This is a genomic window from Paenibacillus bovis, from assembly GCF_001421015.2.
Taxonomy (GTDB): Bacteria; Bacillota; Bacilli; order Paenibacillales; family Paenibacillaceae; genus Saccharibacillus; species Saccharibacillus bovis.
The window spans coordinates 123,387-150,371 of sequence record NZ_CP013023.1; the positions used below are offsets into that span (position 1 = coordinate 123,387).

The 26,985-nt window shown below is 51.7% G+C and carries 20 protein-coding genes; 5 read left to right on the top strand and 15 right to left on the bottom strand.

Going from position 1 to position 26,985, the window contains the following annotated elements; translation table 11 throughout:
• Positions 1 to 93 precede the first annotated feature (93 nt).
• The gene (locus AR543_RS00550) at positions 94 to 1,158 is read right to left on the bottom strand and encodes an anthranilate phosphoribosyltransferase (RefSeq protein WP_060530871.1); all 1,065 of its coding nucleotides are present in this window, start codon (positions 1,156 to 1,158) and stop codon (positions 94 to 96) included.
• A gap of 20 nt (positions 1,159 to 1,178) precedes the next feature.
• Positions 1,179 to 1,778: an ANTAR domain-containing response regulator gene (locus AR543_RS00555; protein ID WP_060530873.1), complete on the bottom strand. Its 600-nt coding sequence runs from the start codon at positions 1,776 to 1,778 to the stop codon at positions 1,179 to 1,181.
• A 435-nt stretch (positions 1,779 to 2,213) separates the two neighbouring features.
• Between AR543_RS00555 and nirB the strand changes: the two genes are divergently transcribed.
• The 3 genes from nirB (at position 2,214) to cobA (ending at position 5,937) form a co-directional block, all read left to right on the top strand.
• A complete protein-coding gene (nirB, locus tag AR543_RS00560; RefSeq protein ID WP_060530875.1) occupies positions 2,214 to 4,682 on the top strand; it encodes a nitrite reductase large subunit NirB in 2,469 nt (822 codons plus the stop codon).
• 44 nt (positions 4,683 to 4,726) lie between these two features.
• Positions 4,727 to 5,056, top strand: a complete 330-nt coding sequence (nirD, locus tag AR543_RS00565) for a nitrite reductase small subunit NirD (RefSeq protein WP_060530877.1) — start codon at positions 4,727 to 4,729, stop codon at positions 5,054 to 5,056.
• Between the two features lie 65 nt (positions 5,057 to 5,121).
• Entirely contained in the window at positions 5,122 to 5,937 is an 816-nt protein-coding gene (cobA, locus tag AR543_RS00570) for a uroporphyrinogen-III C-methyltransferase (RefSeq protein ID WP_082472066.1), read from the top strand.
• A gap of 117 nt (positions 5,938 to 6,054) precedes the next feature.
• On the opposite strand, the gene AR543_RS00575 is transcribed toward cobA, so the two are convergent.
• From AR543_RS00575 to AR543_RS00615, 9 genes are all read right to left on the bottom strand, one after another.
• Positions 6,055 to 7,794, bottom strand: coding sequence for an adenine deaminase (locus tag AR543_RS00575; protein ID WP_060536581.1), 1,740 nt, complete (start codon positions 7,792 to 7,794; stop codon positions 6,055 to 6,057).
• 92 nt (positions 7,795 to 7,886) lie between these two features.
• Positions 7,887 to 9,011, bottom strand: a complete 1,125-nt coding sequence (locus AR543_RS00580) for an ABC transporter ATP-binding protein (protein WP_060530879.1) — start codon at positions 9,009 to 9,011, stop codon at positions 7,887 to 7,889.
• 26 nt (positions 9,012 to 9,037) lie between these two features.
• On the bottom strand, positions 9,038 to 9,829 hold the full coding sequence (locus AR543_RS00585) for an ABC transporter permease (protein ID WP_060536582.1): 792 nt from the start codon (positions 9,827 to 9,829) through the stop codon (positions 9,038 to 9,040).
• 8 nt (positions 9,830 to 9,837) lie between these two features.
• Positions 9,838 to 10,659 (bottom strand): ABC transporter permease, encoded by an 822-nt coding sequence (locus tag AR543_RS00590; RefSeq protein WP_060536583.1) that lies wholly within the window; start codon positions 10,657 to 10,659, stop codon positions 9,838 to 9,840.
• 86 nt (positions 10,660 to 10,745) lie between these two features.
• A complete protein-coding gene (locus AR543_RS00595; protein WP_060530881.1) occupies positions 10,746 to 11,696 on the bottom strand; it encodes a nucleoside hydrolase in 951 nt (316 codons plus the stop codon).
• Between the two features lie 93 nt (positions 11,697 to 11,789).
• A complete protein-coding gene (locus AR543_RS00600; protein ID WP_418304231.1) occupies positions 11,790 to 12,869 on the bottom strand; it encodes an ABC transporter substrate-binding protein in 1,080 nt (359 codons plus the stop codon).
• A gap of 225 nt (positions 12,870 to 13,094) precedes the next feature.
• On the bottom strand, positions 13,095 to 13,454 hold the full coding sequence (locus tag AR543_RS00605) for a hypothetical protein (RefSeq protein WP_060530883.1): 360 nt from the start codon (positions 13,452 to 13,454) through the stop codon (positions 13,095 to 13,097).
• A 275-nt stretch (positions 13,455 to 13,729) separates the two neighbouring features.
• Complete coding sequence (locus tag AR543_RS00610; RefSeq protein ID WP_060530885.1) at positions 13,730 to 14,683, bottom strand: nucleoside hydrolase; 954 nt, start codon at positions 14,681 to 14,683, stop codon at positions 13,730 to 13,732.
• A 214-nt stretch (positions 14,684 to 14,897) separates the two neighbouring features.
• Complete coding sequence (locus AR543_RS00615) at positions 14,898 to 15,800, bottom strand: diacylglycerol/lipid kinase family protein (protein ID WP_060530887.1); 903 nt, start codon at positions 15,798 to 15,800, stop codon at positions 14,898 to 14,900.
• Between the two features lie 448 nt (positions 15,801 to 16,248).
• On the opposite strand from AR543_RS00615, the gene AR543_RS00620 reads away from it, so the two are divergent.
• Positions 16,249 to 17,115, top strand: a complete 867-nt coding sequence (locus AR543_RS00620; protein ID WP_060536585.1) for a YitT family protein — start codon at positions 16,249 to 16,251, stop codon at positions 17,113 to 17,115.
• A gap of 153 nt (positions 17,116 to 17,268) precedes the next feature.
• Here AR543_RS00620 and AR543_RS00625 read toward each other — a convergent pair whose 3' ends face one another.
• Genes AR543_RS00625 through AR543_RS00635 form a run of 3 tightly spaced genes read right to left on the bottom strand, consistent with a single transcriptional unit; the run spans position 17,269 to position 21,459 of the window.
• Positions 17,269 to 19,227: an ABC transporter ATP-binding protein gene (locus AR543_RS00625; protein WP_060530889.1), complete on the bottom strand. Its 1,959-nt coding sequence runs from the start codon at positions 19,225 to 19,227 to the stop codon at positions 17,269 to 17,271.
• Entirely contained in the window at positions 19,224 to 20,960 is a 1,737-nt protein-coding gene (locus AR543_RS00630; RefSeq protein ID WP_060530891.1) for an ABC transporter ATP-binding protein, read from the bottom strand. The genes AR543_RS00625 and AR543_RS00630 overlap by 4 nt, the downstream gene beginning before the upstream one ends.
• Positions 20,953 to 21,459 (bottom strand): MarR family winged helix-turn-helix transcriptional regulator, encoded by a 507-nt coding sequence (locus AR543_RS00635; RefSeq protein ID WP_227871804.1) that lies wholly within the window; start codon positions 21,457 to 21,459, stop codon positions 20,953 to 20,955. The genes AR543_RS00630 and AR543_RS00635 overlap by 8 nt, the downstream gene beginning before the upstream one ends.
• A gap of 340 nt (positions 21,460 to 21,799) precedes the next feature.
• On the opposite strand from AR543_RS00635, the gene AR543_RS00640 reads away from it, so the two are divergent.
• Positions 21,800 to 24,373, top strand: coding sequence for an S-layer homology domain-containing protein (locus AR543_RS00640; RefSeq protein ID WP_060530896.1), 2,574 nt, complete (start codon positions 21,800 to 21,802; stop codon positions 24,371 to 24,373).
• A 129-nt stretch (positions 24,374 to 24,502) separates the two neighbouring features.
• On the opposite strand, the gene AR543_RS00645 is transcribed toward AR543_RS00640, so the two are convergent.
• A complete protein-coding gene (locus AR543_RS00645; protein WP_060530898.1) occupies positions 24,503 to 26,791 on the bottom strand; it encodes a helicase C-terminal domain-containing protein in 2,289 nt (762 codons plus the stop codon).
• Between the last annotated feature and the right edge of the window lie 194 nt (positions 26,792 to 26,985).

A 26,985-nucleotide genomic window follows, 5' to 3' on the forward strand; every position in this document is an offset into this window, starting at 1 on the left:
AGTCAGGAAGACTACAGATTTGGGATATTGAAAGGTATAGATATATAGAGCCTTGCCTGGTCCATAGATACGCTCGCTGGCAGACGGCATCTTTTAATGAATACTGCCGGTTGGCAGCATATTCGGCTGCTCTCCACGCATCAAGCTGCTCCACCGCAGATACAATTGGCGGGCTTGTCCGCTTTCCAGCAGGACTTTGGCATCGTAGACTCCCTGCTCAATCGAATCGGATCTGCCGGCCAGGTAGAGACGGTAAGCGCTATTCAGCAGCACCTGATGGATAAAGGCCCGATCAGCTGTACCGGTCAGCACCTGCTCGGTTACACGGATCTGCGCCGCTGCGGTCCAGTCCATTTCCGGTACGGACATATCGAGAAAGTAGGCTTCGGGATCAATGATCTCCAATTGGGCCTCTCCATTCTCTACCCGGTAGGTACGGGTCGGACGGTCGATAAACAAATCTTCCGATCCTTCCGGACCCTGTACGATAAAAGCTCGCTCATAATCCAGCCGCAGCAGCAGTTTGGACATCCGCTCAAAAAAGGTATTATGAAAAACGCCATAAACCAGATAAGGCGCCTGACTGTAATTCATCAGCTTCTCCGCTGTGTTGAGCACGGTACGCACACCGATTTCTTCACGCAGCACTCGCAGATCGCCAAGCGGCGGACACCACTGCTCCGCTGCGACGAACAACAACCCGGTCTCATCTGCTGCATGCAGCGCCTGATCACGGGTCAGCTGCTGTGTATCCACACCCATTTCCCGCAGCAGTACCGGCAGGGTTACGCCCCATTTGGGTGGCAGCGGCTCACTGCCGTGCAGGGTGACCGGTACGCCTGCCGCTGCCAGAACAAAAGAAGTGGCGAACCCGGCAATAAAGGATTTGAGCCGTCCATCATATGGACCGGCACAATCCAGCCCGCCTCGGCGAAGAGGTGTACGCCTGGAGAGTTGACGGCATACATCTACAAAAGCCTGCAATTCATCGACATTCTCCATTTTCATGCGTTCTGCCATAAAGAAGGCACCGATCTGCACATCGGAGGCCTGTCTGTTCATTATCATGCTGGCGACATGCAGTGATTCTTCGTAATTCAGATCACGGGAACCACGTTTGCCGCGCCCGACTTCCTTGAGTATCTCGGTCATATTCATGTCAGATTCCTCCTTCTGCGTTACGATTGCAGCAGCTGATGGGCTTTGACGATTGCTGTTGCCACGTCGACCATGCGTTTGCGTTCATTCATGGCCTTTTTGCGAAGCAGATCATACGCTTCCGCTTCGGAAATGTTTTTCATGTCTGCCAGGATACCTTTGGCCATATCAATCCATTTGCGTTCTTCTAGCCGGGACTGGAGCTGCTTGCGCTCACTGGCCCACTGCTGACGCTCCATGCACTGTTTGGCGGCAAAATGCAGTGCCCAGTGCAGCTCACGATCACGCATGGAGGGAGTCAGAATACCATCGATCGCAATCTCGGTCTCGCAGGCTTCTGCCGAGGAAGAGGCTGTCTGCGGACTGCACCACCACAGTACGGGTATGGGCCGGGATTGCGACAGGAGCTTTTCCCATTCGGGAATCTCCTCGATCGGAAGATCCAGTACTGCGGCATCCGCTTCACCGAGCAGCCGGAGCACACGAGCCGAGCTGTCTCCATCTGCAATCTGTACCTGATAACCGTTCTCTTCCAGCATTATCTCGGGAAACAAGCCCGATGTCGCCTGATCCGGATCATTTATGATATTTTCCATTCGAATAACGAGTAAGGAACGCATTATACAGATACTCCCTCCTGTCCCGGTCTATCTATACAGCAGAAAAGGTTACATGTTATTGAAGAATAAGCTTTTATAGGGATGAATACATGTTTGAAACGAAATGAAATCGATCATTTTCTATTTTTCATGTAAACATAATTAACTTATAATTTCAAATAAAATTTTTATGTTATTTATATTGACACGTAGTTACACATGTCTTATAGTTAGCGCATAAGTAACGAGAGGATACAATGATGTATCTGATAGGACGGCAATGAAGCCTGTTCCGTTATACTGCATGCTGCGCCATATCTGCGCCTGCCTGCCGTGTAACCGGACAGGCTTTTTATTTTATCCGCTCATCTCATCTGTCGTCCGTTCAGTCCGCACGCAGTCGCTTAGCCACAGAAAAAAGATAGATAAATGAAATACCTGGAGGGAGAGATTCGGATGAGAGAGACCAACCAACCGATCAAAAAACTGGTACTGACAGGCAATGGAATGGCTGGTGTACGCATGCTGGAACATCTGCTCAAACTGGCTCCGCAGACTTATGAAATTACCATTTTCGGTGCAGAACCGCATCCTAACTATAATCGTATTCTGCTGTCTTCCGTACTTGCAGGTGGAGCGGATATGAACGATATCATTATTAATCAGCTGGACTGGTACACCGACAATGCCATCACGCTGCATACCGGTGACCCGGTAGTACAGATCGACTCGGCCGCACGCCGGGTAATCTCTTCCAAAGGAATCATTGCCGATTATGACGAACTGATTCTGGCAACCGGCTCCAGCGCCTTTATCCCCCCACTGCCCGGTTCGGACAAAGATGGCGTTATCGGCTTTCGGGATATCCGCGACTGCGAAACGATGATAGAGACGGCCCGTACGCATCGCAAGGCAGCCGTGATCGGCGGCGGTCTGCTCGGATTGGAAGCGGCTCGCGGACTACTCAATCTCGGTATGGATGTCACTGTTATTCATATTAATGAACATCTGATGGATCGGCAGCTCGATCGCCCGGCAGGACTGATGCTGCAGCAGGAACTGGAAGCACAGGGCATGAAGTTCCTGCTGCAAAAACGTACCGTCGAACTCACCGGCAAACGCCGGGTACAGGGACTGCGTTTCACAGATGGATCGTCGCTGGAAGCGGATCTGGTCGTCATGGCTGTCGGTATTCGCCCTAATATCCAGCTCGCGCAATCCGCTGGACTAAAGATCGGACGCGGGATTATCGTCGATGATTATATGCGTACCAGCGTACCGGGAATCTCTGCTGTCGGCGAATGCGCCGAACACCGTGGTATTGGCTATGGTCTGGTCGCTCCGCTGTATGAGCAGGGAACCGTGCTCGCCAAGCGGCTCGCCGGTGTAGAGACACTTCCTTATGAAGGATCGGTCACATCGACCAAGCTCAAGGTATCCGGTGTAGACGTCTTCTCTGCCGGCGAGTTCCAGGATACAGCGGACACCCGTTCCCTGCGGATACAGGACGATATCGACGGCATCTACAAAAAGCTGGTTATGCGAGACGGCCGACTGATCGGCGCTGTACTATTCGGAGATACCTCCGACGGTGCCTCCCTTTTTTCCCTGATCAAAAGCGGTGAATCCGTCAGTGGTCGGGAAAAGGAACTGCTCACCGGCCAGCCTGCCGCCGGCGCAGCAGCGGTTTCTCCGCTCCAGCGCCTGGAAGCAATGCCGGATGACGAGATCATCTGCGGCTGTAACGGCGTCAGCAAAGCTACAGTAGCCGATGCGGTACAGAACAAAGGCTGCACCAGTATGAAGTCGCTCAAAGCCTGTACCAAAGCTTCGGCTTCCTGCGGCGGCTGTGCTCCACTCGTGGAAGGACTGCTGCAGCTGTACGCCGGGGAAAATGCCGGCGCTGCTGTCAAAGAGGGCATCTGCGGCTGCACCTCACTCGATCGGGATGAAGTGGTATCCGAGATCCAGCGTATGGGACTCAAAACGGTCAAGGAAGTCATGCATGTGCTCGACTGGTCCGAACCCGAAGGATGCTCCAAATGCCGTCCCGCACTCAACTACTACCTGGGCATGCTGTGGCCGGGTGAATATGAAGATGAAAAGGAATCCCGCTTCACCAACGAACGCTATCACGCCAATATCCAGAAAGACGGTACCTACTCGGTCGTGCCCCGCATCTATGGCGGCGTGACTTCACCGGCCGATCTGATGAAAATCGCTGCTGTCGCGGAAAAATACAATGTGCCGCTGGTCAAATTTACCGGTGGACAGCGTCTCGATCTGCTGGGCATTCAAAAAGAAGACCTGCCGAAGATCTGGGAAGAGCTGGATATGCCATCCGGTCATGCCTACGGCAAAACACTGCGCACCGTCAAAACCTGTGTTGGGGATACCTTTTGCCGGTTCGGTACCAAGGATGCGATGGGTATGGGGATCAAGCTAGAAAAAGCGTTCGAACGCATGGATGCACCGGCCAAGGTCAAGCTGGCAGTCTCCGGCTGTCCGCGTAACTGTGCCGAATCCGGTATCAAGGATGTGGGTATCGTCGCTCTGGATGGCGCATGGGAGCTGTATGTGGGCGGTAATGGCGGCGTGAAGATTCGTGCCGGTGAGCTGCTATGTACGGTGAAAACCGAGGATGAAGTGATGGAATGGACATCTGCCTTTCTCCAGTATTATCGCGAAAGTGCCCGCTGGAATGAGCGTACGGCAGCCTGGGTCGAGCGTGTCGGTCTGGAACCGATCAAGGAGAAACTCGCGGATGAAGCGGTTCGCCAGGAACTGGTCAGCCGCCTGGAAGAGACACTGAGCTATACAACCGATCCATGGAAAAAAATTATCGACAACGACAACCTGCGCAAAAACTTTGAAGACCTGAATGGAGCAGCCGCGCTGAGCGGTTCGTCACCGGCAGGCCACTAATTCAGGATACCCATTCAGGACACGATGCCAAGGAGGGATCAGCGATGAACAAAATGCAAATCGCCCATATTTCGGATATTGATATCAAAGGATCACGTACCTTCACGCTGGGAGATACCGAAGTTGCGCTGTTTCGTCTCAGTGACGGCAGCGTTCATGCTGTCGAGAATCGCTGTCCCCACAAAGGCGGCAGGCTGTCGGAAGGCATGGTCTGCGGTACGACGGTTCACTGCCCTTTACATGACTGGAAAATCGAACTGCGCAGCGGCAGGGTACAGGAGCCGGATGAAGGCTGCGTGAATACCTTCCCCACCGAGATTGACGAAAGCAGCGGCTCGATCTATATCACCCTTCCTACGCTGGCAGCCCGCTAGACTACAGCAGTCAGATTGCTTAGATCCACTGCAATGCAGATCTATATTCAAGAGGAGGCCTGGCGATGAATCGAACTCTGGGAAAAGTAAGTATTGTGGGCGCAGGACCGGGAGATCCGGAGCTGATCACTGTCAAAGCGCTGCGGCGGATCGAGCAGGCCGATGTGATCCTGTACGACCGGCTTGTCAGCGAGGAACTGCTCCAGTATGCACGTGCGGATGCACGGCGCATCTACTGCGGCAAATCTCCCGGTCTGCATCATATGAGCCAGCAGGCGATTCATCGCACACTGCTGCAATATGCCTCGGCAGGGCTGCATGTCGTACGGCTCAAAGGCGGCGATCCGCTCGTATTCGGACGCGGCGGCGAAGAAGCACTGTTTCTCCGGGAGCGTGGGATCAATTATGAATTTATCCCCGGTGTGACAGCTGCGATCGGCGCTGCAGCCGGTGCGGATATACCGCTGACCCATCGCGGGATTGCCACTTCTTTTGCCTGTGTGACAGCCAGCCGTGCGCAGCCGGACAGCAGCAGTGCGCAAGGCGGCATAGATACTATAGATCCCATCGGGAATGCGGTCCGCTGGGATCTGCTCGCCCAGAGTGTGGATACGCTGGCTATCTATATGGGTGTCAGCCAGCTGCAGCAGATCTGCAGCGAACTGGTTCGTTACGGTCGTTCTCCTGCTACACCGGTAGCAGTTATCGAGAATGGCACCACTTCGGTGCAGCGGGTGCTGACCGGTACACTCGATGATATCTACCAGATCGCCGAAATCGCACAGCTGGGCAATCCGGCACTCATTATCGTGGGCGAGGTTGTGCGCGTACGGGAACAGCTGCTGCAGATTCAGCAGCAGGCACAGACAATGATCGGATGACCACAATGCACGAACGAAAAAAGCTGTTCCCTGCGTATCGTGATCCATACGTGAGGAACAGCTTTTTCGTTGATTTTATACACCGGTATTCGGTCCTTATCCATGTTCCACTGCAGGCTACTTACTCGTCATTGGTTCATCTGTGAAGCGATCCACAAGCAACGGAACAACACGGCCTGCATTGACGTCAATTAGTCCATAATCCGTAATCTTCAGCGCCGGACTGACTGGCAGAGAGTGCGTACTGATCGACATAATCGGATTGTAGTGACGATAACCCAGTTCCCGCATTGCCTGGACGAGCCGGTCTACAGCAGCCGCTGTTTCGTCGAGCGGGGCTTCTGTCAGAATTCCACCGACCGGCAGCGGCAGGGAAGCCAGTATCTGTCCATCGTGCACGACACAGAATCCTCCCTGATGAGCGATTACTTCATTGGCAGCCAGCATCATGTCTGCGGGATTATGCCCCACGACCAGCAGGTTATGATTATCATGCGAGTAGGTCGTCGCAATCGCTCCCCGCTGGATCGTATCACCGCCGATAAGGCCGTAGGCATGATTACCATTTTTGCCATACCGTTCAAAGGTAGCGATCAGACCATAACCGCTGCCCTGCCAGTTCAGCCTGCCCTGAGATACCGGAATATCCGCAATCTTCTCACTGGTAAAGGTAGAGCCATCCTTCACCATCATCACCCGGCAGGCATGCATACCATCCGCTGCCTCTACCGGTACATCGAAGCTTGCTTCGCTTAGCGGCTGCAGCTGTACACTCTGATAGAAATGCGCTGGGAACTGCGGCTCTACGGCAGGCTGCTCATAAGCTTCACCAGCCTGGAACACCCGTTGTCCGCGCTTGTACACTTCATCGATCACAAAGTCGTCCAGATCACTCAGCAGTACGAAATCCGCAATTTTGCCAGGTGCTATCGCTCCCCGGTCATCCAGCTTCATCCGCCGTGCCGGAGTAAAGGTCGCTGCATAGATCGCCGCTTCGGGACGCATCCCCATCATCATCGCCTTGCGCACGATATGATCCAGATGACCATTCCAGGCCAGCTGATCTGTCATCACATCATCGGTTACAAAGCAGAAATGCTCGGACACTTCATGCTGTATCACATAATCCATAACTTCCGGGGTCATCGACTTTTCCTGCAGCTCGATAAACATACCGGCAGCGATCCGCTCAGTCATGCCTTCGATACTCTGGTGGGTATGATCCGAGCCTACGCCCGCCATCATAATCCGGTGCAGATCCAGATCGAGCAGCTTGGGGGTATGTCCTTCAATAACAAGCTCCGGATAATGCTGCTGTACATGTCGCAAAATGCGGTTGGTTTTGCAATCCGGATCACGGATCACATCGACATAGTTCATAATCTCGCCGAGACAGGCGATACGCTGTGATGTCATCAACTCGTCGATATCCGCAATTTCAATAGAGCCGCCCGTGGTCTCCAGCGGTGTAGCGGGTACAGAGCTCGGGATGGCATAGATCATATCACAGGTTACCTCACGGCTCGCAGCGATCATTTCTGTGACACCTTCCAGCCCGAATACATTGGCCATCTCATGCGGCTCCGGTACAATCGTAGTCACTCCCCGGCGCACAATCCCGTGGGAAAAAGTTGCCGGGGTGACCATCGAGCTCTCGATATGCAGATGGATATCGATCAGACCGGGAATCATGGGTCGGCCTTGTCCATCTACCGTATGGGCTGCCTGGAAGCGATCCAGACTGCCGGTACCGATATACAGGAATCGCCCTCCACTCACAGCGACATGACCATGCCGAAATTCCTTGTAATAGCTGTTAAATACCTGCACATCCGTAATCAACAGTTCTACCGCAATCGGTGGCTCTACCGGATGAACTGCTGATCCCGCCGTATTGCTGTTGACGGGGGGCGTACTATTTATATTCTGGTTGTTATGTGCGTGATTATTCATCGGCTCACCATCACAATCTTGTCTGCCGGAAAATGAACCTGAACCTGCTGACCGGGAGCGAGTGGCCGATCCATTTCCTGATTCACCGTGAAGTGACCGAGCGGTGTCTCTACTTCATACTGGTAGCTGCGTCCCAGATACGTACTGACTCGAATCGTCCCCGGTACATAGTTGCTCGCAAGCTCGGCGTGGGCAGTAGCTGTCGTGGATAAATCGGATGTCTGTCCGTTTATATTCATGCCAGATTGGAGTGATCCACTGCTCAGATAGAGATCATCCGGACGGATCGCTCCTTTGTACGATTCCGACGTAGATTGTCCGGGCTGTAGATTGACCGCGAATCCATATTCGCCCGCTGTCCATTCAGGTCCCTGATGGCCCTGACGCACACCACTAAATTCCAGAAAGTTATTGAATCCGATAAACCGGGCAACATATTCACTTTTGGGATACTGGTAAATATCGGACGGCGCACCCAGCTGCTCGATTCGGCCGGCATTCATGATTGCCACATTGTCCGAAATCGAGAAGCATTCCTCCTGATCATGGGAGACGTAGACGGCTGTCATCCCCAGTTCCTGCTGCAGGCGGCGAATCTCTACCCGCATCGTGACCCGCAGATTGGCATCCAGATTGCTGAGCGGCTCATCGAACAGCAGCAGATCCGGCTCGATCACCAGTGCCCGTGCAATCGCGACCCGTTGCCGCTGACCACCGGACAGCTCCTGGGGAAATCGTTTCTCAAATCCATTCAGATTGACGATCTCCAGCATGCGCAGCACCTTCTGTTTGACCTCTGCTTCCTTCTGCTTGCGCAGACGCAGACCAAAAGCGACATTATCGTATACCGATAAATGCGGGAACAGCGCATAGTTCTGGAATACAAATCCAAAGTTCCGCTTGCTCACCGGCAGACGGGTATAATCCCGTCCGTCGAACATGAATTTACCGCCCTGGGCATCCAGGAAACCGGCGATCAGACGCAGTGTCGTTGTTTTGCCGCAGCCGCTCGGACCAAGCAGGGACAACAGCTGACCCTGTGCCAGCTCCAGATCAAAATTTTCCAGGATCAGATGGTTATCATACGCCACCGATACTTTCTCCAAGCTGAGTAATGCCATAGCCGTATGCCTCCGTTTCAATTCTTCTAGCGCTTCGTAAAGTAGGACAGTCCGCCCATCAATCGTTCAATCACGAACATGAGCAGTACTGTCAGGAACATCAACACCACCGAAATGGCGGCAATCGTCGGATCAAAATAATTTTGTACATACGTCAGCATCTGAATCGGCAGCGTACTGATCCCGGGACCGGTCATAAAGACGGAAATATCCACGTTATTGAACGACTCCAGAAAAGCGATCAGCACCGCCGCCATAATACCCGAGCGGATATTGGGCAGTACGACTTTGAAAAAAGTCTCGATCCGGCCTGCTCCGAGACTCACCGCCGCTTCCTCGATAGAGAAGTCAAAGCTCGACAGGCTCGAACCGATTACGCGGATAATAAACGGCATCATAATGACTGTATGACCGACCAGCAGACCGGTATAGATCGGCAGATGGTACATTACCAGTACATACTTGAGCATCGTAAATCCAAGTACAATACCGGGAATCAGCACCGGCGACAGGAAGATCGCATTCAGTAGCTCCCTTCCCCGGAAGCGGTAGCGGCTGAGTGCATAAGCTGCCGGGATACCCAGCACAAGCGCCAGCAGATTACCGAGCAGCGAGATAATAATCGAAGTCACAAATGTTCTGGGGAACATGCTCACATCCCAGATATTCTGATACCACCGCAGCGAGAAGCCATCCGGCGGAAATTTGAGTACCGTACCCGGGCCGAATGAAGTGATCGAGATAATCACCAGCGGTCCCAGCAAAAAGATAAATACCAGCAGGCTGAAGGCAGCCAGACCGTAATGTCTTTCTTTCATCTTCATTCTCACCCCTTCGGATTCAATTTCACCGCTGCCCGGTTCATCAGAGCCACGATAATCAATGTAATCACAATCATGATCGTAGCGATCACGGATGCGAGATACCAGTCATTCAGCGTCATCGCATTCTGGTACAGAAACGTCGAGATCACCCGTTCCTTGCCACCGAGCAGCGCAGGTGTGGTATAGGCAGTCAGACTGCCGACGAACACCAGTACACTGCCGATAATCAGACCCGGAATCGTTAGTGGGAACAGGATTTTGCGCAGCGCAGTCCAGCGCGAAGCGCCCAGACTCTCGGCAGCGCGGATCAGTTCATAATCCACATTTTCCATCACACCGACCAGCGTAATAATGATGAGTGGTAGGAATAGATGCACCATCCCGATAATCATCGCAGTCGGCGTATACAGAATCTCCAGCGGCTTGTCCACGATGCCGATACCGGTCAGGACATTGTTGACCAGTCCATTGCGTCCGAGAATAATCATCCAGCTAAAGGAGCGTACGACCGGACTGGTCAGCAGCGGAAAGATCGACAGCGCCAGCAGAATCGCTTTGGGCCGCTTGCCCAGTCGGGATATGTAAAAAGCCACCGGATAACCAAGTACAATACAGATCACCGTCGTGAAAATACTGACTCGCAACGTCGTCAGCAGAATCCGGTTGAAATAACTGTCTTTGAAAAAGTGCAGATAGCCGTCCAGCGTAGGCCTGCCTTCCTGAAAAAAGGTGGAACCAATCGTCAGTACAATCGGCACCAGCATAAATACGGTCAGAAACAGCAGTCCCGGCAGGAGCAGCCAGTAGATATGTTTGGACTTCATCATAAATAAGATACGCTCCTATCTGAATGGTCTGTCGTGATAGTCGAAGCCGTCAGCAATGATCCTTTATCTATCCAAAGCAGCCGCTATAGCCGGCTAAGTGCCTCCAGAAAATAATTGAAAAAGCCAATATGATCTACCGTCATGCCGACCTGAATATTCGGTGTCTGTCCGAGCCGGTTCTGAAAATCACATACGGTCTGCCCGTCGCACAGTTCACTACTCACTTCTACATCCACATAATAAGAAGTCGTATGCAGCAGCTCCGGACGCAGGGCTGCAGCGACCGCCAAGGGATCATGCATGGCGCAGGCCTGCACGCCGTTGCGCTGTTCATAGCGCTTCATATAGTCAGAGGTGCTCTGGTGTACATAGACCGTAATATCCGGCCGGGCCGTGCGGGCAAGCGCCGCCAGATGATTGCGGTCCAGCAGCACACGCCGGGTAACATCGAGCGGCACCAATACGATATTGCTGAAGCCTGCCTTGAATACAATCTTCGCCGCTTCGGGATCAACGTACATATTGTATTCGGCAGTCGGTGTAATATTGCCGTATTCATTGACAGCTCCACCCATAATAAACACCCGGTCTACATGATTCGGCAGATCCGGCTGCTCCTGTAGAGCCAGCGCCAGATTGGTCAGCGGTGCGGTCATGATCAGAGTAATCTCGCCGGGCTGACTCATGACCTGCTGAATAATAAATTGATGGGCAGCCATCTCTTCCGCCTGTCGATAGACAGGCATATCCTTGAGTGCTCCTCCGATCCCGTCATTACCGTGAACGCTGTGCTCAAATCGCGGCTGGCGAACCAATGGACGATCCGCGCCTGCAAATACGGGAATATACTCATTCTCGATCAGCTGCGTGATTTTCAGTGTATTCCGGGTCGCCTGCTGCAGTGACACATTGCCATTGACGGTGGTGATTCCCAGAATATCGCAGTCTCCGCTGCCGACGGCCAGCATAATACCCAGAGCATCATCAATACCTGTATCCACATCCAGAATAACTTTACGTTTGATCGTGTTCATGAACCCATTCCTTCTTTCTCTGCGGCATGGCAGATCTCTCTGTCCATTTCCCGAATACAATAGACATGAACAGCTTGAGCCGATAGTGACTGCTTAACCACCAATCTCACGGTTCCAGCGGTCAGTCCATTTCGGCATATTCTCGTTCACGAATTTCATGTCCAGCTGACGCAGACTCTTGATCACATCCGCTCCGTACGTAAGGCCCTGCGCCTCTTCATCCGTCAGTACCACATCGGTATTTACCGGGGAGTCGACTCTGGCTTTGGCAGAGGCTTCCTGTACTTGCTTGCTCAGCTGCCAGTTGATAAATTCTTCGGCCAGTTCTTTTTGATTGCTGTTCTTCACGACATTGACGGTGTTGATAACTGCATAGCCACCATCGGATGGAGAAACGAATTTGGCATTCGGCACAGCTGCCTGAATATCCTTGAAATACATTTCCATGATAGGCCCGCCAGCAATCTCGCCCTGGCCTATCATGTTCACATATTCAGAGGTCTGGCTGTAATATTTTACAACGCTCTCGTTCAGCTTTTTCAGCTGTCCAAAAGCAGCATCTTCATTAAACGTCTCATTGCCTGCTGTACGCGAGGCTGCATCGACCATCATCGGACCTGCTGTCGCCGTAATCGCCGGCATCGTCAGGTTACCCGAGAATTCCGGCTTCCACAGATCGGACCAGGATTTGACTTCGCCGCTAACCATATCGGGATTATAGGCAATCCCCAGCTGGGCGACAGTATACGCCGGACCATACTGCTCACCGTTCGGAGCTTTGGCAATATCGTAGATTTTATCCATATTCGGAATCTTGCTATGATCGATCGTATCGAACAATCCGGCATCAATTCCCTGCTGGGCATAATAATCGGACAGGTAGATAACGTCTACATCCGTGCTGCCCTGGCGGATTTTGTTTAGCCGTTCGGCATTATTACCGGTTTCCAGTACGATTTTGACGTTGTGTTCCTTTTCAAAAGGTTCAAATACCGATGCCTGCAGGAAATCCTCCGAGAAGCCCCATGTCGAGATGACCAGCTCCTGCTGTCCGTCACTGCTGCCTCCGCTCGTCGCTCCGCCAGGACCGTCAATAGTCGTCCCGCAACCGGTCAGACCTACTCCTGCCAGCGTTAATGCCAGTATTCCACTCATCCATTTTTTGCTCATCATCATCAAATCCCCCTTGATTCCTGATTGGTATCATCTATCCTCTGTCAGCACCTCGCTGAAAAAACAAAAAAAGAAAAGTATCCTTGTAAAAGAACAAGAACACTTTTCTTCGATAAACAAAGTAAAAGCGGTACCCGTTGCAGACCGAGCTGTGTCCGGTAACCTTTTAAGAATCAATCAAAAAAGGAAATCCGCCAGTTCAGATAGCATAGACATGAAGATTCATTACGCGTTCGGCTCTTTGACCAGGATGACATTCGTAAATGCCCACTGGGTCGGTGCATCGTAATCACGCAGAATCGCTTCGATATTCAGTTGCATTTCATTTTCCAGCTTCTCGCGGAATTTACGCTTGTAGACCATCGACAGCCGAAAATCCACTTCCTGTTTGAGCGCCAGATTCTCGCCCTCCAGTGCCGCAGACCGCGGCGAACGCCGGTGACGCGCCTGCAAAGTGATCAGCCCGTCTTCTACCGTAACGCGCAGCAGCGTCGTTCCGTAACCGAATAACTCTTTGGATACTTCGTTATACAGCTGTGCCATTCGTTTCCTGGACTCGTTATGATCCAGAGGCAGAGGATTCATGTTATCACCTTCGCTGGTAAATGTCGTACATTGTCGCGCATCGACCCTGTAATTATACATAAATATGAACAATCAGGCAAGGGAATGTAACCTTTTTAAATAATTTATCTTCCAAAAACGAACATTACGTGTGAGTATCCGGAAGATAAACGGATATTACAGTTGATATTTATAGGTGCAAAGGATAAGAGTTGCTGCGTGTTATAGCATGTATTAATCCTGGGCTGCAGGCATTGTGCATGGAACCTGCCTGCCCTGCGTGACAGCGGCTCTAATTAGTAACGTGCCGGTGCTGCTTGTTGAGCCAGTGCAATCATGTAATCGGAGAAAGCTTGCGGATCTGTATCATAGACCAGATTCACCGGGCGTCCATCGGCCTGCTCGACCGTTCTGCCCTGGGAAGGACCGTCCGGGATCACGATGCAGTTGATCGTCTTCTTGCTAACCAGCTCTGGCTTGCCAATCGACAGCGTGGTCAGTACATCCCAGAAATAATACGTGGAGTTATTCTCCATATGCACGAGCGGCGGGCAGCAGGCATAGCAGTTGCCGAGGAAATCGACGCCTTCATACCGGCGTTCGGAAGCCCAGCGCTTGCGGATCTTCAGATCCAGCGGCACTTTGATCGTACTCTCCAGAGCAACCAGATCAATCTCGATCCCACTCTGCCAGACACGGTGCGCCGCTTCCGGGTCCCAGAATACATTCCACTCAGCGGTTCCATCATGCTCGGGCTCATCGACATTACCGCGTTCGAATCCGCCGCCCATCCAGACGAGCTTTTCGATTTTGTCTTCGATCTCGGGAGCTTCGTCCAACGCACGGGCCAGATCAGTGAGCGGTCCGGTAAACAGCAGTGTCGTTTTGCCTTCGGTCGCCAGCAGCTGACGGATCATATGACGATGAGCCGGCAGATCGGACAGCGGTGCTTCCATCGTACCGGATTCGTTCAGAATCGGCAGTGCATCTACATAAAAGGTATGCATACGCCATGCCGGCGGGAATGGATTTTTGCCGCGGGAGTTGGATTTGGCCGTCTCCGGTGCATATGTACCAAAACGGTCGATAATTTTGCGGCTGGCATCGGCTCCCGGCTCCAGATAACCGTCAGCTGGAATAACCGATACGCCGGTAAGACGCACATTCTCCATTTGCAGCAGCATAAACAGCGATACCAGATCATCGACACCGGCATCATGATTAAAGTATACGGATTGAATCTGTGACATATTGTTCTATTCCCCCAGTTTTCATACGGATGGACGAAACGATTCTGCATGATCCCGGACAGAGCAGCGCTTTTTTCATATCAGCGCTCTCTTCCACTTATCTTGGCAGGTCCGGTACAGCACTGCTTCGCCTCTGTCTTGCTTTCTCCTATTATGGGGGTAGTATGCAGAATCGCCAGAGTCAGTTCCCGGATGATACATTTCAAATATCGGCTTACAGCGTCGCAACCGGCTGTTCGCCGACCAGAAAAGTCAGCTTGCCCGGCAGTACACCCAGCTCTGCCGGTGTCTCCAGATAGATTTCTCCATCCGTGTCTGCAGGCATCGGCCGCTCGGTCCGAATGGTGAGGCGGCTCGTCTGGATATACTCGATCGTGCTGCTCTCCGGGCTCCATTGTCCCGGCGTTTTGCGGCTGAGCAGCTCGCGCAGCAGCGGCAGTCCCGCTTCACGGATAATGAGTACATCCAGCAGCCCGTCCTCCAGTGATTCATCATGAAACGGCAGCGGGTTGGTGCCCAGATAACGTCCATTGGCTGCATAAATCATCACGGCTTCGCCGGAGATTTCACCTCCGTCATGGCTCATTTCAAACTGAAACGGCTCTGCGGTACGCACGGTCTGCAGTGTACTCAGAAAATAGCCGAGTTTGCCAAAAGTGCCTTTGATATCCGAATTGATATTTTGTGACGTCTCGGAGATCAGACCGATCCCGTAGAAGTTGGTAAAATAATGTCCGTTCGCTGTTCCGATATCCAGCGTACGAGTGCGACGTTCATTCAGCACTTCTGCTGCACGCGGCAGCTGCTGCGGCATCCACAATGTTCGGGAAAAGTCATTGCAGGTTCCGCCAGGCAGTACACCGATGACCGGCGGCGATTCCAGTGCAGCCAATCCGTTCACACACTCATGTACCGTACCGTCTCCGCCCAGAATATACAGTACATCATACTGCTCCGCTTCTTCGCGGCAGATTCGTTCGGCTTCTCCCGGCTCGCTGGTACGCCTTACATTCAGCTCCGGCAGCTCTGCCGACAGAATGCCCAGTACATCTCCGACCTGCGTACTGTCTACCGAACCTGCATTACCGTTATATATAAATAAGCCTTTTGTATACATGGTATATTCCTCCTGTCGTTTGACTAAATAACAAGGATGTACTTTATTTTTATAATTTATAAGCGATTTCAGGACATTTCCGTATATTTTCATTGATTGGATAAGATATAATAGGAATTAGTCATGAAATTCGCCCTTTTTGCAAAAAATTGATTAAATTTTGCTTTTTATTGGGCTTGCAGCTTTTTTTATGATATAATTTATATAGGTAGCTTATCATTCTTAATTTGAGATAAGTAAATATTGTTGAATAGTTCGATACAGCCGCTATTCGGTTACAGTATATTTACGTATATTACAGGGTTGTTCAAACACCTGAATAGTATTTACTTTATTACTGTGCATGAACCGGCCTGCGACCCGGATAGTGGTCCACAGGAATTCGATTGCAGCGCTTATGGAATTAATCAACAATCCTGCCTATATTACTGGAGAGAGAGGATTGCGTATGCCAAGAAAACACCGTAAGCTTAGCTTTGCCCAATTGCTCGCCAAGTTCATTTTTATTACCACAGGTGCCGTGCTGATGGCAGTTGCCCTGGAGATTTTTCTGATTCCGAATAGTGTAATCGATGGCGGAATCACCGGTATTTCGATTATTTTATCAGAGCTGTCTTCGATTCAGCTAGGGATATTCATCTTTGTTATTAACGTGCCTTTCCTGATTATCGGCTACAAGCAGATCGGGAAGACCTTTGCTTTTTCTACTCTGTACGGGATCGCCGTTATGTCATCCATGACTGCCTATCTGCATCATGTACCGGCACTGACCGATGACAAAATTCTCGCCAGCATGTTCGGCGGTGTTATCCTCGGCTTTGGGATCGGACTCGTGATCCGGTTCGGCGGCTCGCTCGACGGAACCGAGATCGTCGCGATCCTGCTGTCCAAGAAGTTCCATATGCCGGTCGGACAAATCGTTATGATTATTAACGTATTTATCTTTGCGGCTGCCGGATTCGTATTCGGTTGGGATTCTGCGATGTTCTCGATTTTCACTTATTATATCGCTGCCAAAGTAATGGATATCGTCGTCGAAGGTTTGGAAGAATCCAAATCGGTCACGATCATCTCCCAGGAGTACGAAGAAATCTCCCAGGCGATCATGGACCGTCTCGGACGCAACACTACTTTTATGTATGCCAAAGGCGGTTATTCCAAGGAAGACACCCAGGTCATCTACTGCGTTGTCAGTCGACTGGAGCTCGCCAAGCTGCGCAATATCGTGCATGATGTTGATCCGACAGCCTTCCTCGCGGTAGAGCATGTGAGTGAAGTAATCGGCGGGAATTTCGAGAAAAAGAGTATTCACTAACCACACCATTTCTGCCTTATCCTTATAGCAAAAGCCCCTTTGATACGATATCAAAGGGGCTTTTTTTGGTATCCAATCAGTGAAAGCTGGATGATCTTATGCTATTTTATCGATTCTTTCACTTTAGTGCATTTCATAACAGACTTGCTATTCTTAGCCGGCTTCCTGTCCGGAGAACTGGCTGTTGTACAGATCGGCATAGAATCCGCCGCGTTCCAGCAGTTCTTCATGTGTGCCCTGCTCGATCACTTCACCATGATTCATAACGAGGATGAGATCCGCTTCACGAATCGTAGACAGACGATGCGCAATCACAAAGCTCGTCCGTCCCTGCATCAGCTCATTCATTGCCTGCTGGATCAATACCTCGGTCCGGGTATCGACACTGCTCGTCGCCTCATCCAGAATAAGGATCGACGGATTCGCCAGAATAGCGCGGGCGATCGTCAGCAGCTGCTTTTGACCCTGTGAAATATTCGAAGCTTCCTCATTCAGCACGGTATCATAACCTTCTGGCAATGTACGGATAAAGTGGTCTGCTCGCGCTGCTTCGGCAGCCTGCATGATCTCCGCTTCGGTGGCCTGTTCACGACCATATGCGATATTATCACGAATCGTACCGCCGAACAACCATGTATCCTGCAGCACCATGCCGAACAGGCTGCGCAGCTCACTGCGTGACCATTCCTTGATATCGTGACCATCGATCCGGATAATTCCACCATTCAGCTCATAGAATCGCATCAACAGATTGATCAGTGTCGTTTTACCGGCACCGGTCGGACCGACAATGGCTACAGTCTGGCCAGCTTCCACATGAATATTCATATCCTGAATGAGCAGCTGATCCGGCTTGTAGCCGAATTGGACATGTTCAAAATCCACATTCGCACGGAAACCCGGTCTTGCTGCCGGCGACAGCGTCTGCGATACTGCTGATTGTTCTGCAGTCGCGTTCTCGGCTGTGGATACAGTTTTGCCTTTTACCAAACTGGCTGTGGCGGCCTGTGCTGCTGCCGGATGATCTTCTTCCTCCTGCTCGTCCAGCACTTCGAATACCCGCTCTGCCGACGCAATCGCCGACTGGATAATGTTCGAGATATTGGCCAGCTGGGTGATCGGCTGGGAGAATTGGCGCGCATACTGGATAAAAGCCTGAATCCCGCCGATGCCGATACTGCCGCGTGTTACCATAATCCCGCCGACCACGCAGATGAGTACATAGCCGATATTGCTGACGAAGTTCATCAAGGGCATAATCGTACCGGAGATAAACTGCGCTTTCCAACCGGAATCATACAATTCATTATTCAGCGTATCAAATTCCTGTACAGCCTTGCGTTCCTGACCAAATGCCTTGACGATCGGATGACCGGTGTATAGCTCTTCTACATGACCATTCAACCGTCCCAGTGCCGCCTGCTGTCCGGCAAAATGCTTTTGCGAACGCTTGGCGACCAATATGGTCACAATCAGACTGAGCGGAATCGTGAGTACAGTAATCAGGGTGAGCAGCGGACTGAGCGTCAGCATCATGATGATGACCCCGACCAGTGTAACGATCGACGTAATCATCTGCGTCAGGCTCTGCTGCAGAGTCGTGCTGATATTATCCATATCATTGGTTACCCGGCTCAGCACTTCCCCGTGTGTCTGCCGATCATAGTAGCGCAGCGGCAGTCGGGTTAGTTTGCCTTTGACTTCCCGCCGCATCTCATAGACGGTATTCTGGGCTACGCCCGATATAAAGTACTGCTGCAAATAGGCAAATAGCGAACTGAACAAGTACAACCCGCCCAGCATCAGCAGCAGACGAAAAATATAATCAAAATTAATCTCGCGGCCGCCGGTGACACTGGTGAACAGTTCATCGGTGGCCAGCCCCAGTATACGCGGAGACACGATACTGAACAGCGTACTGAGAATCGCTGCGACCAATACACCGGTCAGCGGCAGCCTGTGCGGCTTCAGATAAGCAATAAGGCGCCGCAAGGTTCCTTTGAAATTTTTGGGTTTGGCTCCTGGCATCGACATACCGGGAGGGCCGCCCGGACCACCCATCGGGCCGCCCGGAGGCTTCGCGGAGGAGCGGCGTCTTGTTGATTCACTCATGCGATCTCCTCCTCGGACAGCTGCGAAGATACGATCTGGCGATACACTTCGCTGCTATCCATTAATTCGTGGTGTGTACCGATACCGGCAATCCGGCCTTCATCCAGCACAATAATCTGATCGGCATCTATTACCGTACTGACCCGCTGGGCAACCATCAGCACAGTCGCCTCGGTCGTCTCTTCCCGCAGGGCGGCACGCAGCCGGGCATCGGTCTTGAAGTCCAGTGCCGAGAAGCTATCATCAAAAATATACAGCTCCGGCCGGCGTACCAGCGCCCGCGCAATCGATAGACGCTGCTTTTGCCCGCCGGACACATTGGAACCGCCCTGGGCAATCTCCGAATTATATCCTTCCGGCATCTCCGAAATAAAGTCCTCCGCTTGAGCGATACGTGCAGCATGAGCAATTTCTTCCTCGGTCGCCGATTCATGGCCATAGCGGATATTTTCAGCGATCGTACCTGTAAACAGCAAAGCCTTTTGCGGTACATAACCGATCCGTTCCCGCAAGGCAGACTGCTCCAGCTCGCGGATATCAGTTCCATGTACTTCAATCCGGCCGCTGCTCACATCATAGAAACGCGGAATCAGATTCACCAGCGTAGATTTGCCCGATCCGGTTCCTCCAATAATGGCAGTTACTTCGCCCCGTCTGGCTTCGAATGAAATATGCTCCAGCGCCGGCTGTTCAGCGCCAGGATAATGAAACGTAACATCGTCAAATTTGAGCGTAACCGGCTGCCGGGAATCTTGCTGCAGCGGCTTCGGCTGAGCCGGATTGACGATATCCGGCTGCATATCCAGCACTTCATTGATCCGTGTTGCCGAAGCGGAAGCTCTCGGTACCATGACAAAAATAACCGACAGCATTAAAAAGGAAAACAGAATCTGGGTCGCATACTGGACAAAGGCCATCAGATCGCCGACCTGCATCCGCCCATAACTGATTTCTACGCTGCCAAAGCCGATAATCGCGATAATCGAGAAATTCAGCACGATCATCATCACCGGCATCATCAGAGCCATCAGCTTGTTGACCTTAATCGCCGTATCCGCCAGACCGCGGCTGGCACCGTCAAACCGCTTGTTTTCATAACGATCCCGGTTAAAGGCGCGAATAACCCGGATACCGGTCAGATTCTCGCGAATCACCATATTCAGTGTATCCAGACGGGTCTGCATCTGCTTGAACAGCGGCATCCCTTTGCGGCCGATCAGAAAAATGGCCAGTCCCAGCACCGGAATGACTACCACGAAAATAAGTGATAGCTGCCCCTGCTTGGAAATAGCCATAATCAGGCCGCCCAGCATCATCAGCGGAGCCATCAGCATCATGCGCAGCATCATGGTCAGCACCTGCTGCAGCTGGGTAATATCATTGGTCGTACGCGTAATCAGTGAAGCCGTACCGATCCGGTCAAATTCCTGCAGCGAAAAATTCTCAACGTGTGCAAACACACGGCTGCGCAGATCGCGTCCGAATCCGATCGCAACTTTGGCCGAAAAGTAACTTGCCGCAATAGAACATAGCATCCCTACCGCAGCAAATAAAAGCATATACGAGCCGATCCGCCAAATATACGGTATGTTACCGGCAGCAATCCCGGTATCCACAATATCCGCCATCAGCGTCGGCAGGAACAATTCCGACATCGTTTGCAGAAAAGTAAGTACCAGAATGAGCCCTATTAATGGATAATAAGGCTGCATCTGGCGAAACAGTTTAATCACCGAAGCCATCTCCCTTATGGGCAGGCTCTACCGGCTCAAATACTCGTTCCTGAAAATATTCAAATACGCGTCCCAGCAACTCGGCCAGCTTGCGGCTGTCCTCTTCGCCAAGATAATCCACCAGACCTTCAAACGAGGTTTTGAATACAGCCAGCGATTGATCCATAATCGACTCGCCTTTATCTGTCAGGGTTACACGAACAGCACGGCGATCCGTCTGATCCATATTACGCTCGACGAGGCCGTCGTTTTCCATTCCTTTGATCAACTGGGTGACCGTTGGGGACGTTACACGCAGCATACGGCTCAATTCCGATACCTGAATCCCGCAGCTTTTGCAGTCATCCTGGTTACCGATACAGATCAGGGCCATAATTTCACTCGGCTTATATCCAGCGACCGGCTTTTGACGCCAATCCGCTCTGCGGAACAGGCGGAAGGCACGCAGCAATTCCTCACCCATTGGTGATATTCCTTCAAACTTCAGTTCTTCATCCACAGTTATTCACCCCGAGATCTATATACTATTATTTAGTTAAGCTATTTATTAGGTTACCTAATTTTATATCTCTCATTAAATCCTTGTCAATCATTAGTTATATCATACCATTACTTCACCACATTTTAAGCTTATTCTTACAAATTAAGAATATTTGCTACCAAAATATTTACAGTAAAATCATATTATTACCATATAATGGGTGACAATGTTGCTAAATCGAATTATTCTTATTTTTTTGCCAGATAAATGTTAAAAATACCGGATATTTTACGATAAACAGTAATAGAGCATTTGCAGATTTATGCAACTCTTATGATACGAAGGAGGTTAATTGAATATGAGAAGGAGCAGGCTGCGTTCGCATCATCACGTATCCCTCAAACCGCGCGTCTGCGGCTGGCTGGCTGTCTTGCTGCTGCTGCCCTCTCTTCCTATCAATGTTCACGCCGATGCACTGGGCCGGCATGAACAAGTGGGCAGAGACACTTACCTGGGCGGTTCGTATATCGAGCTGGGCATCTCGGGAAGCGGTACGCTGGGTACATCCAGCGATAGTCCCGCCGGATTCCATCCCGGTCAGCTTCGCAAGACGATTGGACTGAATACCGACAGCGACGGTTATGATACAGGCAAGGATATGACCAGCGGCGATTACGTGCTGCCAGGCAGTCCATCCGAAGGCTTCACGGTCGGTTACCGTTCGGGACCCAAGGCCAGTCCAAAAACATTTACTACCGAGGAACAAAACGGCAGTATCGAAGTACCCGGCACCACGGAAGATATTTCTACCGAAGAGCAGCTCGCCGCCAAAACATCCGGTACTACACTGGATAAAGCGATCGGAGTAGAACAGACGATTTCGTTCAAACCAGGAGACCCCTTTTATAAAACTACTATTCATCTCACAAATACCAGCGTAACCGCCTCCGTCTACGATGTTCACTATATGCGCTTCCTCGACCCTGATATGGATGCTGATCTGAATGGCGATAACAGCACCATCAACTGGGTACCTTCCAATCCACCACAAGATCCCGATGCGATTGTCGCTGCGATCGGCAACAAAAGCGACAATGTATTTATGTATGTAGCCAGCGACCCGCGCGCCCAGGCTTCTGTCGGCTTTAGCCGCAACCCTTACAGCGAACCGGCCTTTCGTTCAGACGGCGGCACGCATATTGCTGCTGCAGCTTCCGATGACTGGGTTACACTGGCATTTGATGCCGGTAATCTGAAGCCGGGCGAGACGACCGAACTGGTCTTTTACAGCAGTGTCGATCCAGATATGAATGGGGCACTCGCTGCTATCCATGCCGATTATACGACTGCGATGAATGATGCTCCTGCCGATGTAACCCTTGACGGTGACACACTGACCTGGGATGCACAGCCGGGAACAGCAGTCGGCCAATTCTCTTCTGTTACAGACGATACGTATGCATCCATGATCTATACACTCGTCAATGGCGAGAATGACACGGATAATCGCTACTTTGCTATTCGCAACAATCGTCTGGAGACCAATGCACCGCTGACACCTGGGGTAAACAGCTATTCGATCCGTGTACGCGCTACCGGACCAAAAGGCGGCATGCTGGAGAAAGCATTTACGATTCGTGCCCAGGCTCCTGACCGCAAAACCGAGCTGACTTCCCTGTCGCTGGAGAATGGTTCACTCACTCCTTCTTTCCAGCGGGATGTAACTTCCTATGAAGCCAACATGAATGCCGGTGCAGATCGCGTGACTGTTTTCGCCAGTGTATATGATCCGGATACAGCCTTGTCGGTTAACGGCGTCTCTGTTACCGAGCAGGTATATGGCACCCAGCTGCTGAAATATTCCGAGCCGCTGAGCAGTGACCTGACCCGCCTGGAATTCCGGGTAACGGCTCCGAATGGCAAGTACAAAACGTATACGCTGCAGGTTAATGCCGCAGCCGAGACACCGGTAGTGAAGCCGGAAGAAAATCCTGCTACAGAAGCACCATCCGAGCCAGCTGCTGCACCTGCACCTGTATCTTCCGAGCCGGAATCCGTATTCCCGGCACCGGTGAACAATACGCCAATCGTACCGCAGCCTGGACTGCCAGCACCTGCGCCTACACCAACGTCCGACACCTATATCGCTCCAGGACCACCGGTTACGATTACTTTTCCATTCGTTCCTGTGGTACCGGTAGATCCGGGTACTCCGGCTCCTGTATTCGCTGGCGGCGGTAGCGGCGGTGGAGCTTCCCGTCTGGATGACGTGATTCCATCTGCTTCATATTCTGCCGAGACAGCGCCTGCTGCAGACACCAAGCGCAGCAACACCAAGTTCGAAAATGCTGTCAAAAAATCCGCAGCTTCCAGTGGTTATATCCAAGGTTACCAGGATGGAACATTCCGTCCGGATCAGCAAGTAACCCGTGCCGAATTGTCCGTTATGCTGGAACGTCTGCTGAATGGCAGCGAATCCGAGGGTACGGCAAGCACTTCGTTCAAAGATGTACCATCCACGTACTGGGCTTCCGGTGGTATTCAGCTGATTCAGTCCTACGGCTGGATGAAAGGCTACCCGGACGGCAGCTTCCAACCGGGCAAAGCAATGACCCGTGCAGAGCTGGCTTCCCTGATTGCCCGCTGGAAAGAGCTGGACACGACAGTGGACAGCAGTTCTTCCGTACAGGCATCCGATCTGAATGACTCCTGGGCGGCCGCCTATATTCAGCAGGTACTGAATGCCGGCTGGATGCAGGGCTACCCGGATGGCAAGTTCTATCCGGACAAACCGGTTACCCGTGCCGAAGTCGTTACTGTACTGAATCATCTGCAGGATATGACTGCAGATCATACAACTACAGCCGCTTCATGGAAAGATGTATCTGCCAAGCACTGGGCTTACGATGCGATCAACAAAGCTTCTCATTAATACTTTTCTTTAATATATTTGAATGAACTATCTAAAAAACCTCCTATACTGGATATGAACGCATATCGGTACAGGAGGTTTTTTTGACGTTTAAAATAAAAAAACTTTTGTTATTTCACTTTACTATACCTACTCCGGACGCCATTCCGGTGGCAGCAGTTGTACATACGGGCGCTGGAGGAATCGATCATCGACCAGCATCAGCAATCCACGATCCTGTTCGGTCCGAATCAGCCGGCCGCCTGCCTGTAGTACTTTGTTCATTCCCGGATACACATAGGCATAATTGTAGCCGCTGTGCCCACCTTTGCTGAAGTGCTCGCGGATCATCTCGCGTTCCGGTCCGAGCTGCGGCAGACCGACGCCAACGATAATGACGCCGGTCAAGCGGTCACCTGCCAGATCGACCCCTTCACTGAAAATACCGCCCATTACAGCAAATCCGGTCAGGGTGCGTGGATTATCACTCTGAAAAGCGTTCAAAAACCGGTCGCGCTCTTCCTCTGCCATATTGGACTGCTGAACCAGTATATCCGTATCGGCATCCAGCGTCTCAAAGACAGTCACCACATCCTGCATATACTGATATGACGGGAAAAAGGCCAGGTAATTCCCCGGACGCTTGTTCACCAGATCAGCCAGCAGACGGGCCAGCTCATCGCGAGTCTTTTCCCGGTCACGGTAGCGTGTGGATAGCGGGACAATCTGCACTTCCAGCTGCTCTCTGGAAAAAGGAGACGGAATCGAGATATTGTAATCCTCTTCATCCGCACCCAGCATATCCCGGTAATATCCGATCGGAGACAGGGTAGCAGAGAAATGGATCACCGAGCGATAGCCTTTGGCCGTCTGATGCAACTGCAGCGACGGATCGATACAGAACATGCGCAGCAGCACATTGCTGCCGTCCATCTCGGCATACGTAATATGACTCTCCATATCGTAGATCCGGCCAATGCGCAGAAAAGCCTGCACGGCGAAATATGTCTCCAGCAGCTGATCTGTATCTCCGCCGCCATTCCCCTGTTCCAGCAGCGTAACTTCGGCGCGGATCGTAAACTCCTCTAACAGCTTGAAAATCTCCTCCGGTGCCTCTCGGCTCTGGATAAAGTTCTTCTCTCCCATCTGCTTGCGCAGGCGGATAAAGTACGCATTGACCGCACTGGCGATTTTGGACAGCGATTCCGAGGAATGCTGGTAATCCCTTTTCAGATCGAGAAAGTCCGACTTGTTCAGTGCTGCCGAGAACATGCTGCGTCCACGATCCACCAGATTATGTGCCTCATCCACGAGCAGCACCGTGCTTTTGCGCTGATCGTCCGTAACGCGCTTGAGCGATACTCTCGGATCAAATACGTAGTTGTAGTCACAGATGACCGCATCCGAAGCATAGGATGCGTCCAGCGACAGTTCAAACGGACAAACGGTATGCTTGCGTGCATACTGTTCGATAATTTCCCGTGTCATCATCGTCTCGTGGGTCAGCATATCCAGAATGGCTCCGTTGATCCGGTCATAATAACCGTCGGTATACGCGCAGTTCTCCCGTCCCTTGATTCCGTCTGCGGTACAGAAGCAGACTTTGTCTTTGGCGGTGATCGTCACTCCATGCAGATGCAGTCCGTTCGTCTGCATCCTCAGCAGCGCATCTTCCGCATTGGCACGGGTAACCGTCTTGGCGGTAATATACATGAGGCGCTCGGCACGTTCACTGCCGATGCTTTTGATCGCCGGGAACAATGTGGAGATCGTCTTGCCTGTTCCTGTAGGCGCTTCGGCGAATAGATTTACCTGCTCGCCGATTGTCTTGTAGACTGCTCCGGCAAACTGCCGCTGCCCGGAACGATAGCCGGAAAAAGGAAAAGCCAGCTCTTCAATACTTGCATTGCGTCTGCGACGGTGCTCGGCCAGCATCTCGGCGTATGGTGCATACTGTGCGATCGTATCCATGGTAAAGTCGACCAGCTGCTGGCGTGTGCGAATACGCTCCAGGCGGGTTTCTTTGCCGCTGCTTTTGTGCACATAGGTGAGCTGGATGCGTACCTGCTCCAGTTCCCGGTCATGAGCCAGCATATAGCCGTACATCTGCGCCTGTGCCCAGTGCACCTCCCGGCCGTCGCCGATATCCTCGGCCGAGATCGAGGTAGACTTGATCTCATCGACGGTCAGCAGCCCATTTTCATCTACCCATAATCCGTCACAGCGTCCCTCGATCCGGAACAGCAGATCATGATAGGGAATCTCTGTTTTGAGATGCACTTCCTTTTCCCCGTGCTCTGCGTAGCCCTGCTGGATCTGCTTGTGAATCCGTGTACCTTCCTGCATCGACTGGGCGACCCGAAAGCCGGACTCGATACTGCCTGTACGATATACGTACTCGACCAGCGGACGAACAGGAATGTCGATGATTGTTGTCATGTTGGTGTCTTCCTTTCGCAATGCCTGCTTAGTATCTATACCTCTATAGGTTGGTTCCGAATGTCTTGTCGTTAGTAGCAACTATGATATTGTACCCTTTATTATCTCATATAACGTCAATACAATCTGTTCGCAGGCACTGGATACACTTGGCCATGATTCGCATATGCCAGACAAGCCAGTCTATTCGTCTA